This is a genomic window from Xanthomarina sp. F2636L (genome assembly GCF_026410195.1).
Taxonomy (GTDB): domain Bacteria; phylum Bacteroidota; class Bacteroidia; order Flavobacteriales; family Flavobacteriaceae; genus Xanthomarina.
Map to the genome: position 1 here is coordinate 314,049 of NZ_JAPMLM010000055.1, position 14,492 is coordinate 328,540.

General features: G+C 33.2%; 9 protein-coding genes. 3 read left to right on the forward strand and 6 right to left on the reverse strand.

Annotation, left to right across the window (positions count from 1 at the left end; all coding sequences use genetic code 11):
* Positions 1-1,080: a phosphotransferase enzyme family protein gene (locus tag OS191_RS02520; protein WP_267154136.1), complete on the forward strand. Its 1,080-nt coding sequence runs from the start codon at positions 1-3 to the stop codon at positions 1,078-1,080.
* Here OS191_RS02520 and OS191_RS02525 read toward each other — a convergent pair.
* The 3 genes from OS191_RS02525 to OS191_RS02535 are packed head-to-tail and all read right to left on the reverse strand — an operon-like array spanning position 1,075 to position 6,623.
* The gene (locus tag OS191_RS02525; RefSeq protein ID WP_267154137.1) at positions 1,075-2,478 is read right to left on the reverse strand and encodes a Gfo/Idh/MocA family protein; all 1,404 of its coding nucleotides are present in this window, start codon (positions 2,476-2,478) and stop codon (positions 1,075-1,077) included. The two genes, OS191_RS02520 and OS191_RS02525, sit on opposite strands and share 6 nt — an antisense overlap.
* 51 nt (positions 2,479-2,529) lie before the next feature.
* Entirely contained in the window at positions 2,530-3,669 is a 1,140-nt protein-coding gene (gene bshA / locus OS191_RS02530; RefSeq protein WP_267154138.1) for an N-acetyl-alpha-D-glucosaminyl L-malate synthase BshA, read from the reverse strand.
* Between the two features lie 38 nt (positions 3,670-3,707).
* Positions 3,708-6,623 (reverse strand): serine hydrolase domain-containing protein, encoded by a 2,916-nt coding sequence (locus OS191_RS02535; protein ID WP_267154139.1) that lies wholly within the window; start codon positions 6,621-6,623, stop codon positions 3,708-3,710.
* 252 nt (positions 6,624-6,875) lie between these two features.
* Here OS191_RS02535 and OS191_RS02540 point away from each other — a divergent pair, with 252 nt between their 5' ends.
* A complete protein-coding gene (locus OS191_RS02540; RefSeq protein WP_267154140.1) occupies positions 6,876-7,247 on the forward strand; it encodes a DNA topoisomerase IV in 372 nt (123 codons plus the stop codon).
* Between the two features lies 1 nt (position 7,248).
* The gene (locus OS191_RS02545; protein WP_267154141.1) at positions 7,249-8,046 is read left to right on the forward strand and encodes a TerC family protein; all 798 of its coding nucleotides are present in this window, start codon (positions 7,249-7,251) and stop codon (positions 8,044-8,046) included.
* 82 nt (positions 8,047-8,128) lie between these two features.
* Here OS191_RS02545 and OS191_RS02550 read toward each other — a convergent pair whose 3' ends face one another.
* The 3 genes from OS191_RS02550 to OS191_RS02560 all read right to left on the reverse strand — a co-directional run bounded on the left by OS191_RS02550 (position 8,129) and on the right by OS191_RS02560 (position 14,477).
* Positions 8,129-11,101, reverse strand: coding sequence for a T9SS type A sorting domain-containing protein (locus OS191_RS02550; protein WP_267154142.1), 2,973 nt, complete (start codon positions 11,099-11,101; stop codon positions 8,129-8,131).
* A 227-nt stretch (positions 11,102-11,328) separates the two neighbouring features.
* Positions 11,329-13,995 carry a DNA gyrase/topoisomerase IV subunit A gene (locus OS191_RS02555; RefSeq protein WP_267154143.1) on the reverse strand — a complete coding sequence of 889 codons (2,667 nt, stop codon included), beginning with the start codon at positions 13,993-13,995 and terminating at the stop codon, positions 11,329-11,331.
* Positions 13,995-14,477, reverse strand: a complete 483-nt coding sequence (locus tag OS191_RS02560) for a hypothetical protein (RefSeq protein ID WP_267154144.1) — start codon at positions 14,475-14,477, stop codon at positions 13,995-13,997. Before OS191_RS02560 ends, OS191_RS02555 begins: the two co-directional genes overlap by 1 nt.
* Between the last annotated feature and the right edge of the window lie 15 nt (positions 14,478-14,492).

The window sequence follows — 14,492 nt, forward strand, 5'->3', positions numbered from 1 at the left end:
ATGGAGATTCTTAAAAATATTTTTAATCAATTTCAGGTAAAACAGACTGTTGTAAAGATTGAAGTTTTGGCTTCAGGACATATTAACGACACCTATTTAGTTTATTGTAGTAATGGTTTAAACTATGTACTTCAAAAGATTAATGACCAAGTATTTAACAATTTAAATGAAATTATTTTAAATAAGGTGATTGTTAGTAATCATTTAAAAACATCCTATCAAAAATCTAATAACAAGTATCAAATTGCTGGGTTTATTAAAACGGAAAATGATGCTTTTTTTGTTGAAGCTCATAACGGTTGTTGGACATTAATGGAATATATTCCTAAATCTAAAACTATTGATAGAGCACTTAATGAAAAGCAGGTTTTTGAAGCAGCAAAATTATTTGGGAATTTTATAGCACATACGGAAACTTTAAATACTGAAGGAATTATAGAAACACTTCCTAAGTTTCACTCGGTTCCTTTCCGGTTTTTTCAATTTGAAGAAGCTTTAAAGCAAGCAAAAGGATCCAGAAAAGCAAAAGCTCACGAACTTATAAGTTTTGCGTTGGAACATCAAAAGGAGATGTTTCTTCTTTCAGAATTAAAAGAAAAAGACAATTTTCCAATAAGAGTTACCCATAACGATGCTAAATTATCAAATATTCTTTTTGACAAAGAAGATAATGGGTTGGCCGTTATTGATTTAGATACGGTTATGCCTGGAATTGTGCATTTTGATTTTGGAGATTCGATTCGTTCCATCTGCTCCAATACTGTTGAAGATTCTGAAGATTTAGAAGGAACTACAATCAATTTAAAGTTTTATAAAGCGTTTTGTAAAGGCTTTGCCTTAGAAACTTCTAATATTTTAACTTCAGAAGAAAAACGTTATTTACCATTAGGTGTAAAAACCATCATTTTTATTATGGGTTTAAGGTTTTTAACAGATTATTTAAATAATGATGTGTATTATAAAACTGCTTTTAAAGAACACAATTTGGTTCGAGCTAAAAACCAAATGGCACTTTTAAAAAGTGCCATTCAGAATTATGATGAGATAAAACGTATTACTTATTCTAGTTTTAATTTATAGAAAATCTCGTAAAATTTCATTTTTTCTTGGCGTTTCCCATGTTCCTCCTGTAAAATCTGGAACTTCAGTTCTGGCACTACCATTAGCAACAGATATCTCAGACAAAGGCGTCATGGCACTCCAAAGAACACTATCGTATAAATTGATATCTAAAGGCAAACCTTCGTTTAAACAACGGATTAACCTATAAATCATCACAAAATCCATTCCTCCATGTCCCACAGCATTGGAATCTATTTGCGTTTTTAGTTTATTCCATAAGGGATGGTCATATCGTTCTCTATAATCTTTATATTCCTGATCAGTAAGCCAATTATGTCCCCATTGGAGTTCTTCGTGACCAACATACAACCTGGAAGGATAACCTTCGTGAGCTGCCTTGGTTCCAAATACATTATTAAGTCTAGAATAAGGTCTTCCGGTATGTGTATCGAATTGAAGCATGATAGTTCTCCCTAATTTTGTTTTAATTAAGGTGGTATTCATATCTCCACAAGCAAAATTCTTTACCGGGAAATTTTCAATTTCAGCTCCAGCTTTCATACTATCATCACGAGAACTCATCGATGTAATAAAATCGTAGTTATCTCCACGCCCGATATCCATATAAAAACTTGTTGGTCCTAAACCATGACCTGTATAAAAATTTCCGTTTTTTGTTTCATGATGTTTTATACGCCATTGATTTTCGTAGTATTTGTCGTCCATCATATGTTTACGTAAGTCGTGAATATAAGCCCCTTCAGCATGATTAACATCACCAAAAACACCTTGATCTATCATATTTAATACCCAAAGCTCTTCGCCGTTATAACAGCAATTTTCCATGTACATACAGTGTTTTTCTGTACGTTCTGCTACTTCAATCAACTTCCAGCAATCTTCTAAAGTCATAGCCATTGGTTGCTCGCAAGCCACGTGTTTCCCTTGCTCCATACCATAAACAGACATTTCTGTGTGCGTATTCCATGGGGTTGCAATTAGGATTAAATCAATATCGTCTCTTTCTGCTAATTTTTTCCATTCGTTTTCATTTCCATAGTATAAATCGGCTGGTTTGTTTTGAATGGTTTTAAGATAATCGTTATGTTTTTCAACCTTATCTTGTTTTAAATCTGAAAGTGCTACTATTTCTGCATGATTATTTTTTATGAGATAATCAAACATTTGAATAAGAACGCCTCCTCTGTTCCCCATTCCAATCATTCCTACACGGACTTTTGAAATTGGATCTGCAGTTAGACCTACTGCACTTCCTTTAGCTTTTTTCTGTTTTAACAGTTCGTTAACTAGTTCTTTCTCTACTTTCTCGTTACTATTTCCTGCAAGCACACTTGGCGCTAGACCCAGAAAAAGTCCTGCGCGTGCTGTTAAATTTAAAAAAGATTTTCTGTTCATTTTGGATAGAATTATTTAAGAACAGAAAGGTATAAAATATATTTATGAAAGTTATATTAAGGGTTTACATTTTGCAAGGGTTGCTTCGTAAATAGCTTCGTATTGGGGTACAATTTGATAGATATCGAAATTACAGGCTTGTTTTTTAGCTGCTTCCTTAAATTTTGCCAAAGTCGTTTCATCTTTTAGAATACGAAGCGCGTTTTTACTCATGTCGTCTATATCTCCAACATTGCTTAAATATCCCGACACACCTTCTATATTTACTTCTGGGATACCACCTGAATTACTTGAAATTACTGGTACACCAGACGCCATGGCCTCTAATGCAGCCAGACCAAAACTTTCGGTTTCAGAAGGAAGAATAAACAAATCGGAATAACATAAAATACGGTCTATTTCATTACTATTTCCAAAGAAAACAACCTTATCTTCAATACCCAATTTAGCACATAATTGCTCTGCTGGTTCCTTTTCCGGTCCTTCACCAACCATCATTAATTTAGCAGGAATTTCCTTCTGAATATTATAAAATACTTTAATAACATCTGGAATACGCTTTACTTCTCGGAAATTACTTATATGAGTAATAATTTTTTCATCTTTACTTGCTAGTAAATCACGTTGACAATCGATAAAATTTGGTGTGTGTTTAGCAATATCTATAAAGTTTGTCACCACATGAATATCGTTTTTAATATCGAATAACCTTAAAGTATCTTGCTTTAAACTTTCTGAAACAGAGGTTACCGCATCAGATTGGTTAATACTAAAAGTAACTGCTGTTTTATAAAATGGATGTGATCCAACCAAGGTAATATCCGTGCCGTGAAGCGTTGTTACAATAGGCAAATATATTCCTTCTTCTTGTAGCATTTTTTTGGCCATATATGCAGCATAAGCATGAGGAATAGCATAATGAACATGAAGAACCTCTATTTTATGAAGCTTAACCATATCTACTAATTTGCTAGAAAGAGCTAATTCGTATGGTTGGTAATGAAATAACGGATATTCTGGAACTGTTACTTCGTGAAAATGCACATGACTTCCCAGAAGATCTAATCTTACTGGTTGTTTATAAGTAATAAAATGAACCTCGTGACCTCTTTTTGAAAGCTCAATTCCTAGTTCTGTTGCTACTACGCCACTACCACCAAAAGTTGGATAACATACAATTCCAATTTTCATATTTACATTATTAAGTGTATATAATTATAAGTACTGACTTAATCTATAATTGCTTCATAAATTAAGCGTTGAATATCTGTTCTAATATTTGCTTTTAGCAACAAATTTGAATCTGCTTTTGGATAGGTTCTATTTGCTAAAAACACATATACAATTTCTTCATCAGGATCTGCCCAAGCATAAGTTCCTGTAAAGCCCGAATGTCCAAAACTAGCCATAGACACGCATCCACAAGTTGGTCCAACATCGCCTAGTTGCGGTTTATCGAAACCAATACCACGTCTATTATCTTCATCACAGAAATAACAGGTATTATATTTATCTACAGTTTCTGGTTTAAAATAACGTTTTCCCCCATAAAATCCTTTTTGCAAAAACAACTGCATTATTTTGGCAACATCGTTAGCATTACTAAAAACACCAGCATGGCCACCTACCCCATCTTGCATCGCTGCTCCCATGTCGTGTACATAACCATGCACTTCTTGATATCTATAATAATCGTCAACTTCTGTTGGAACGATTTTTTTTCCACTAAACTTAACATACGGATTATAAGTGGTATAATTTGCTCCTAAAGATTCATAAAAATGATCTTGCACAAGCACATCTAAGGTTTGGTCGTAATAAGTCTCAATATATTTCTTTAAAATATAATAGGGCAAATCGCTATACCTGTAACTCTCTTTATTTAAAAGATCTGTATCCATTATTATTTTCTGAATGGAGTCTTGATAATCTTTTCTCATATAAAGATTGTTAGCTACTTTTACCGAAAACTTTTTATTTGGTTCCTTTCTGTAATATTTAGGATCTGGATGTTTTGTAGAGTCTAAAGTGGCATAATAAAAAGGTATCCACGGTTTTAGTCTAGCATAATGAGATAACATCTTTTTTAAGGTGATGTCTTTCTTATTAGAGTTAGCGTATTCTGGAAGTAAATCGGACAATTTAGAATCTAAATTAATTTCTCCTTTATCTTCAAGTTCCATTAATAACGGTAAGGTTGCTAAGATTTTTGTCAATGATGCAACATCATAAATATCATCGAAAGCTACTGGTTCTGATTTTTTATCATAAGTATGCGTTCCAAAGTTTTTGTTATAAATAACTTTTCCTTTTCTAGCAACCAGCAATTGAATTCCCGGAGTCATTTTTTTATCTACTGCATATTGAGCAACAGAATCCAGTTTTTTAAGTTTTTCTGAACTCATTCCAACACGTTCTGGTAATCCATAATTTAAACGTGATAAATTAGCATAAGCAACCCCATCTCCAGCATGAAATCCGTTTCCAACAGAAACGGGTAACATGCCTTTTGCCGGAATAGCACCAAAAATAAGTTGTGCCGATTTTTGTTGAGCTACTTCACTATTTTGATAACTAACTATAATGCTTTCAAAGTTTGTTACTGTTGATAAGTCAAGTAATGCATAAGGTTTTACAAAAACATCGAGAATCACATTATTGTTTCTAGCAATTTCGTACAACCAAACCAACTCCTTATCACTAAATTTATAATCTTTCCACGGATTATCATTAGAACGGTGGAAACCAACAATGACAGTATTATAACCAGAGAGTTTACTTATTAATCCGTCTAAATTATCGTCTGAAACCTCATGAACTTTAGCATATTTTTGAAGTTCTTTAAAGAAAGTAGAGCCATCATCATCGCCCATTTTAACATAAGCTATTTTTTTCTTCTCTAATTTTCTGATTGGAAGTAATTCTTCTTTGTTTTTTATAACGGTAATGGCATCTTCAAAAAGAACTTCAGATAAGGTTTTGTCTTGTATTCTATTTAAATCTTCGACTAAATGTTTTGTTTCAATAGGTTTATAATTATTTAAACCAACTTTATATTTTGCTTGAAGGATTTTTTTAACCGAATGTGCTAATCTTTCTTCTGAAATGATTCCGGAATTATAGGCTTCTACTATTTTATTAATTCCTTTAGCAACATCTTCAGGAATAAGCAATACATCGTTACCAGCCATGAAGGCCGCTAAATCAACTTCTCCATCACTACCAAAGTTAGCAGCACCTTTCATGTTTAAGGCATCCGTGTAGATTAAACCTTGAAACTGAAGTTTTTGTTTTAAAATTTCAGTTATAATAGGATAAGACAAAGAAGACGGATAACCCTCTCTAGACTCTAAAGCTGGTACACTTAAATGAGCAACCATAACACTGGATAAACCCTCATTAATTAGTTTTCTATAAGGATAAAACTCTACGGAGTCAATACGCTTAGCATCAAAATTAATACTTGGCAAAGTTTTATGAGAATCCGTATCTGTATCTCCATGCCCAGGAAAGTGCTTGGCATTTGCTAAAACTCCTGCTCCTTGCATGCCCTTCATTAAGGCTAAGGATTTTTCTGTAACATTGTCTCTATCTTCTCCAAAAGACCTGTTACCTATAATTGGGTTTATTGGATTGGTATTAATATCAACAACAGGCGCAAAATTAAAATGAACTCCCAAACGCTTACAATGTTCACCTAATTGTTTACCTACTTGTTCAATAAGCTCATTATCTTTAATGGCACCAAGAGTCATATTCCATGGAAAGGCATAAGTAGAATCTAATCTCATGCTTAATCCCCATTCTGCATCCATTCCAATTAACAAAGGGACTTTTGACGCTTCTTGGAAAATATTATTAATTCTGGCTTGGTTAATCGGGTCGCCTTTAGAAAAAATAATTCCACCAATATGATGATTGGTTATCAATTGACTTATAATATTTTCATGAGCTAAACCTTGATTAGAAAAAGCCTGAACCATAAAAAGTTGCCCCACTTTCTCTTCTAAAGTCATATTGTTATACAAACTATCTACCCACTTCTGCTGCATTTCAACATCTGTAGCCAACAACGGATTTGAAGTTTGAGCAAAAAGGCTTGTGAATACAAGAAAACTAGTGAGCAAACAAAATATTTTACGCATAAAGAGATGTCATTTTTAAGTAATTACTAAGTAAATGTAAAAACGCTGCAAAATAGCACTTTTAAAAGGAAGATTAAAAGACTTTAAGATAGATTTATAAAGATAATAATAACCTAGTAAACGTATAAGAACTCTTTTTATTTGAAATTTGAAAAACATATATTCCTATCGCTTTGTGTATTACTTTTTAGTATTTTTGAATAATTATTCTATTAATATAAAATAAGACTTCCACTTTCTTGGAAAACACCTATGAGATACCTCTTAAGTTTTAGCCTATTGTTTTTGTTTACAAGCTGTTATCAAGTTGAACGCGAATGTGCAGATTTTCAGACGGGAAAATTTTACAGTGAAATTATCATAGATGATCAGGTTTATAAATCGGAATTTATTAGAACCAAAGACCTGCAAATTGAAACTTATAATAATAAAGTCGATTCGTCTCAAGTACGATGGATTAACGATTGCGAAGTTGTTTTTAAGACCATAAACCCTAAAAGTATGGCTGAACAGAAAGATATACATTTAAAAATATTAGTAACTACTGATTCTACCTATACGTTTGAGTATTCTTATGTAGGAGATAAAACAAAACAAAAAGGGATTGCAACTAAACTAGAATAGTATGATAGACTTTTTATTATCTGGTGATGCCATTATGGCCTTACTAACTTTAACTTTTTTAGAAATTATTCTAGGAATAGATAATATTGTTTTTATTTCTATTGCTGCCAACAAATTACCAGAACATCAACGTGCTAAGGCTACTAATATAGGCTTGTTGTTAGCCATGGTACAGCGAATAGTCTTGTTGTTTTTTGTTTCCTTTTTAATTGGTTTAAAAAAACCATTTTATACTATTGATACAGATTGGCTTTATATTGGTATTAGTGGGCAAGCCATTATTTTATTTATAGGAGGTTTGTTTTTAATTTACAAAAGCACCTCTGAGATTAGAGAAAAAGTGGAATCTCCGGAACACGATGAAAATCAAGTAAAAGGTAAAAAGATTACATCCTTATCTCAAGCCATTACTCAAATAGTAATAATTGATTTTATTTTTTCTATAGACTCTATTTTAACGGCTGTTGGAATGACTAATGGGCTTCATCCAAACCATAACTATGCTTTAGTACTTATGATTATTGCTGTGGTAATTTCAATCATTATTATGATTGTATTTGCAAATCCGATTAGAAAATTTATAAACGAACACCCAAGTATGCAGATATTAGGTTTGGCCTTTTTAATATTAATTGGATTTATGCTTATTACAGAAGCTGCTCACCTATCTGAAACTTCATTTTTCGATCAAACCGTTGGAGCTATCCCAAAAGGTTATTTATACTTTGCTATTGCATTCTCTTTGTTTGTAGAGTTTTTAAACTTCAGAATTCAGAAGAAAAAGTTAAAAGCAAAATAGATTAAAGCTGCCTTTAAACATATAAAAAAAAGACCATACAAATAAATCTGTATGGTCTTTTAATATATAACTCTTTATTAATTTATCTCTTAATAATTTTATGAGTTGTTAGATTCCCATTAATCGAAGATCTTAAGAAATAAGCTCCTTGATTTAAATTAGAAAAATCTAAAGTTACTTCCAAAGCATTTGGGTTAAGACTCATAACTTGTTGTCCAAGCATATTGATAACTTCAATAGTTTCAATTTGTTGTTTCGCATTTATGTGTAATAGTCCTGTTGTTGGATTTGGATAATAATTAAATTGATCTGCTTGGTAATCATCAATTGATAAAGCTCCACATGTTACATTTGCAATCCAACCTGTTTCACTTACGCTACCATCAGAGGTGAAAACAAATGTTAAAGCTCCAGAAGTGTGAGACGATGTAAAGGAGTCTCCTGTAGAAAGTAAACTTGTTGCAACCGATGGAATACTTCCATCTCCACTCTCCTCACCACAAAGGGTTTGTGCTAATACTGGGGAAGAAGCATCAGGACCATCGTAAATGGTTAAAAAGTCCCAACATCCATCTTGATTTCCAGCACCAAAAGCATTTGCCTCTATGTCTACATAGGTAAAAGTTACAGTTACATATTCTCCAGCAACATCTGGAGTAATCGTTGTTGTTGTACTTTCGTTAGGAGAATAATCCCCAGAAACTCCACCTGAATCAACAAAAGATCCTCCACAAACTGGTGGCGCTGCTTCAGTAGTAAAAGAATCCATGCCCATGGATGAGATTCCATCTGCATCACAATCTGCTACTATGTAGGCATCGTAAGCAGTAGCTGGCATTAATCCAGTGGCTGTTGCCGTATTTGTTCCAAATGCAACATTCTCAGTATAAACAGCAGTAGCTGTATTTGGATCATCTCCATCATTAAATACACTAAATATATAACCATTACTAGCATTTGTAATAGCATCCCAGGTGTAAGTTGCTGTTGTGTCTGTATTAGAGGCATTTGTAAAACTTCCAGGTGTTACACACATTGGTGGTGGTCCACAAGTAACATCGGCTAACCAACCTGTTTCCTGTACACTACCATCAGATGTAAACACAAAAGTTAAAGCTCCAGAAACATCAGTCGATGTAAACGACATTCCAATAGATAATAAACTTCCAGGTACAGAAGGCACGCCTCCATCTCCACTCTCTTCTCCGCAAAGGGTTTGAGCTAAAACAGGGTAACTTGTGTCAGGGCCATTATAAACAGTTAAATAGTCCCAGCATCCATCTTGGTTTCCACTTCCTGAAGAAGTTTCAATATCTACATATGTAAATGTTACCGTTACAACATCTCCAGAAACATCTGGCGTTATAGTTGTTACCGTATTTTCGTTAGGTAGATATGGTCCTGTATTGCCACCAAGGTCTGAGAACATTCCTCCACATACCGGGGGAGCTATATCTGTTTCAAAACTTACAGAAACAGAATTTGACATACCGTCGGTGTCACAATCTGCTGTTAAATAAGCATCGTACATGGTTTGCGCCATTAAAGGAGTTGCTGTTGCAGTAAGCGTTCCTGAAGGAATATTTTCTGTATAAACTGGAGTATCAACATCTGGGTCGTCTCCTGCGTTGAATACACTTAAAACGTAACCGTTAGTAGCTCCAACTACAGCATCCCAAGAAAAGTCAGCAGAGGTATCTGTAAAAGATGCTACTGAAAAGTTTACAGGATCAGGGCAAGAAATAGCTAAAGAAAGTTCAAAATCGAAAGCATCTGCATTGTTTGCATCATCCCATTCTATTAAATAAGTGGTTCCACTTACTACTGGGATAACAACAGTTGATGTATTGTTTGCACCCGAATTATCATCTGAATCGATACAGGCTAAACTATTACAGTCATCATTATAAACAGACACCCTAGTATCTACTCCTGTGTTTGATGCTAAATCTGAAGAAATAGTTAAATCTCCCGAATTAGTAGCAGTATATTTATACCATTCAGCATTTGTAGCTCCTGATAAACAAACATTAGAAGCTCCTCCTGCTGTATTCGAAGGTCCGTTGGAATTAATAATTCCTAAACCTATGGTAATGGCATCATCACAAACAAAATTGTTGTCAATACCAATTGGTCCATCTATAGAAAACATACCTAACTCAGCAGCATTACTATTTACGGAACCTAAAGCTGTTGCAGTTCCAGTTGTGACATTGACACTATAAATATTATTTACACCTCCACCTATATATCCTGCCATATATAAGGTATTTGATACAGGATCTACATCAGCGTCTTGCGCAAATGAAATATCAACGCCTAACGGACCAACCAAAGTAGCTGCTCCTGTTGTAGGACTTAAAGTATATAAATTATCATTACCAATGTCAGCCATATAAATAATACCCGTGTTATCAATGGCTAACCAAATACCTAAAGTTGTTCCGGTAGCTCCAATTAAAGTCATACTTCCTGTAGCTAGATCTAAAGTATAAAGGTTTGTAGTCGTTCCGTCTGTGGTTAGAGCATACATGGTAGAATTTATTTTATTCCAAGATAAGCCAGAATAAGTAAGTCCTGTCGCTGCTCCTGTAAGAGCCGCAACTACTGTAACTGTACCAGTATCTGGATCGACAGTCAGTAAATTAGCATTGGTAGTTTCCAAAGCATACAAGGTGCCTGTTACATCGAAATCTGATGCATAAATATCATTTGGAATGGTAGTAATACTTGCAATATTAAAAGGTCCAGTTAACGGAAAAGTTCCATAATCACCACCATTTCTAACATCCAAAGCATAAACATCTCCAGTAGCCCTAAAAGTTGAATTTGAAATTTCTGACGTTATATAATAGTCTCTCAGAATTTGACTTTCTTCTTTAGTAAGCAAATTAGCAGGCTCTCTTAGTGTTAAGTTTTCTGCCGATTGTACTTTTTCCAGTACTTTTCCTACCTCTGTAGAAGTGTACGATTTTCTGTCTGTTTGTGCATACGCAGACGTTATGAATAACGTAATTGTAAGTAAAAACAGCGTTTTTAATGTAGTATTTTTCATAAAAATAAGGATTGATTAACACTTAAAAGTACAAAATAAAATTTGATATTCAACTTTTTTTATGAAATTGAAAGCTGTTAAATTATTAACAATAAGGGATTTGATTGAAATTTAGAGTTGATTTTCATTGATAATATAGGTGTTATAAACCAAAATAGCAGTTAAAAAAAAAGTCTAGTTTATTTTTAAATATAAACTAGACTTACAATTTGTAATTTATCTTTTTATTAAAACAGTTTAGTCTGTCCTTTATCATCTAAAGAATCCGATTCTGCTTCATCGTCGTTATTATTAGGAGTAGAATCTTCTGAGGATTTTTTTATTTGGTTTTTATCAGAAACATTTGTTTCATCTACCACTTCAATTTCTTCGGCAGGTATTTCTTCAGGTGCTTCATAAGGCAATGAATCTAATAGACTTACTTGATTTATTTTATCCTTGGTCAACTGATTTCCTAAAGCTGAAATGCCTTTTACAGCAATAAATTCTTCAAAATTAACTTTCAGATTATCCTTTCTGTCCTTTCCTCTTTCTTTGGTAAATTCCACTTCTGCCATGGGTTTCCAATCTGTTGAAACAATTTCCAGTTGAGAATTAGGATGTTCGGAAATAAAATTTTCTTCACGAGATTCATTTTCTACAAGAAAACGCTTCACATAATAGCGTTCTTTTTCACCATCAAAGTAAATGGCTGATATAGGTTTTTTAGGAATCCATTTTTCCATCACAATCATATCGTCATCAAAATGCGTTGTAATTTCTGGTATAATGGTTTTGATTGTTCCAGATTGTGTAATGATTAAAATTCGGTCTTCACCTCTAAATTCCCCAACCAGTTCGCCACGTTCATCAACGTTTAAACGCTGAACTGTATCATCGAACCAAATTTTTCTTGGTTTTAGAGTTGAAACTCCTTTTTCCTTTAATTCTACTTTCTTAATGGCATGTTTAGTAACTCTATTCCCCTTAGATGCACGGCCTTTAATTAATACTTCTGCAAAATCTAAATCCCATTTTAGTTTTTTTACGCTACCAATTTGTCGTAAATTAATGGTTACCATCTCAGCTTCTCCATTAGGATTTGCTGAAAAATACCATACCATAGAGCCTTTATTCCCATTGGTTAAATCGTATTCCCTATCTCTAGTAACACTAGTTACAGCAAAACGCTTGACGTAAGATGGACCTTTGCTTCCATCCTTATAAATTAAGTTATAAATGGTACGCTTGTCTTTCTTTTTAAAAACGGCTACATGGATAATATCTTTTCCAACAAAGGTTTTTGTGTCTACTTTACTCACCATCATTTTACCATCTTTAGTAAAGGCAATAATATCGTCTATATCGCTGCAATCACAAACATATTCGTCTTTTTTAAGAGAGGTTCCTATAAAACCTTCTTCTCTATTGACGTATAGTTTTGTGTTTCTTATAACTACTTTGGTAGCATCTACATCTTCAAAAATTCTAATTTCTGTTTGTCTTTCTCGACCTTCGCCGTAGTCTCTCTTTAATCTTTCAAAAAAAGTAATTGCATAATCAATTAAGTTTGCCAAATGATGCTTTATTTGAGCAATCTGATCTTCTAAAGCATCTATTTTTTGTTGTGCTTTATCAATATCAAATTTAGAAATACGTTTGATTCGAATTTCTGTCAATCTAACAATATCCTCTTCTAAAACAGCCCGTTTTAAGTGTTTAGTATGAGGTTTTAAACCTTTGTCAATGGCTTGAATAACACCTTCCCAAGTCTCTTCTTCCTCTATATCTCTATAGATTCGATTTTCTATAAAAATTCGTTCTAGAGATGCAAAATGCCATTGTTCTTCAAATTCTCCAAGTTGAATTTCCAACTCACTTTTTAAGAGTTGTACTGTATTATCTGTAGAACGACGTAGCATTTCAGAAACTCCTACAAACAAGGGTTTATTATCTTCAATAACACAGCCTAATGGCGAAATAGAACTTTCGCAACTAGTAAAAGCATATAAAGCGTCGATGGTTTTATCTGGAGAAATTCCTCCAGGTAAATGCACTAAGATTTCTACTTTTGCAGCCGTATTATCTTCAATTTTTTTAATTTTAATTTTTCCTTTATCATTGGCCTTTAAAATAGAATCTATTAAAGACGATGTATTGGTTCCAAAAGGAATTTCGGTAATGACCAAGGTATTTTTATCAAACTGTGAAATTTTAGCTCTTACACGAACCTTCCCTCCTCTTAAGCCATCGTTATAATTGGTTATATCTACAATACCAGCTGTTGGAAAGTCTGGATATATTGTAAATCGTTTCCCTTTTAAGTGTTTTATAGATGCGTCAATTAGCTCGATAAAATTATGTGGCAATATTTTTGTTGAAAGCCCTACAGCAATACCTTCTCCTCCTTGAGCTAAAAGCAACGGAAACATGACAGGAAGATTTATTGGTTCTTTCTTTCTTCCATCATAGGAAGCTTGCCATTCGGTTATTTTTGGATTGTAAATTACGTCTAACGCAAATTTAGACAACCTAGCTTCAATATAACGCGCAGCTGCAGCGCTATCTCCAGTTAAGATATTTCCCCAGTTTCCTTGGGTATCAATCAATAAATCTTTCTGACCAATTTGAACCATTGCATCTGCAATACTTGCATCTCCATGAGGATGGTACTGCATGGTATGCCCAACAATATTGGCTACTTTATTATAGCGCCCATCATCTAAATCTTTCATAGACTGCATGATACGACGTTGTACAGGTTTAAATCCGTCTTCAATAGCTGGTACTGCACGCTCTAGAATTACATAAGATGCATAATCTAAAAACCAGTCTTTAAACATTCCAGAAACCTTAGTTATAGTTTCTTTGTTGTCTTCTTGTTCATTTAACAAATTGTCGTTCTCTTCGCTCATTAATCTTTAGATTTTCTGTTTTCTTTTATCATCTTACTTAATGATTGTTTGATGTATTTTCTCTTCTTTTTAGTAACTAAAGTCACATTAAAACGTTCTTTTTTAGAATGACCATGTTTACTTTTAATAAACAAAACCAACTCTTTATAAAATAAATAATTATTGAATTTAAAACCTGTAAGTTGGTCTTTATAGAATTCAATTGAATGTTCTCTATAATTAAAATGTTCTGATAATAATAAGCCTTTATTGGTTACAATTACTTTTAAGCCATCGCTATCATATTCGAAGTATTTTGAAATAAAATGGACAATAAAAAAAAGTGCTGCAAAACTACTAACTAGTATAAAAAATGTTATTAGCGGATTAGAAGTAAACTCGCTAAAAGCACTAAAAATGGTCGCTAATAAAATTGCTAGTACAATCAGTATAAAATATACTGAAATAATAACATTTCTTACCTTATCGTTATTGGTTCTCATTTTTAATAAATTATT

What these genes read in the sequence shown, in the direction of transcription:
- OS191_RS02520 (WP_267154136.1), top strand. Translation starts at nt 1, where the DNA reads ATGGAGATTCTTAAAAATATTTTTAATCAATTTCAGGTAAAACAGACT.
- OS191_RS02525 (WP_267154137.1), bottom strand. Translation starts at nt 2,478, where the DNA reads ATGAACAGAAAATCTTTTTTAAATTTAACAGCACGCGCAGGACTTTTT.
- bshA (WP_267154138.1), bottom strand. Translation starts at nt 3,669, where the DNA reads ATGAAAATTGGAATTGTATGTTATCCAACTTTTGGTGGTAGTGGCGTA.
- OS191_RS02535 (WP_267154139.1), bottom strand. Translation starts at nt 6,623, where the DNA reads ATGCGTAAAATATTTTGTTTGCTCACTAGTTTTCTTGTATTCACAAGC.
- OS191_RS02540 (WP_267154140.1), top strand. Translation starts at nt 6,876, where the DNA reads ATGAGATACCTCTTAAGTTTTAGCCTATTGTTTTTGTTTACAAGCTGT.
- OS191_RS02545 (WP_267154141.1), top strand. Translation starts at nt 7,249, where the DNA reads ATGATAGACTTTTTATTATCTGGTGATGCCATTATGGCCTTACTAACT.
- OS191_RS02550 (WP_267154142.1), bottom strand. Translation starts at nt 11,101, where the DNA reads ATGAAAAATACTACATTAAAAACGCTGTTTTTACTTACAATTACGTTA.
- OS191_RS02555 (WP_267154143.1), bottom strand. Translation starts at nt 13,995, where the DNA reads ATGAGCGAAGAGAACGACAATTTGTTAAATGAACAAGAAGACAACAAA.
- OS191_RS02560 (WP_267154144.1), bottom strand. Translation starts at nt 14,477, where the DNA reads ATGAGAACCAATAACGATAAGGTAAGAAATGTTATTATTTCAGTATAT.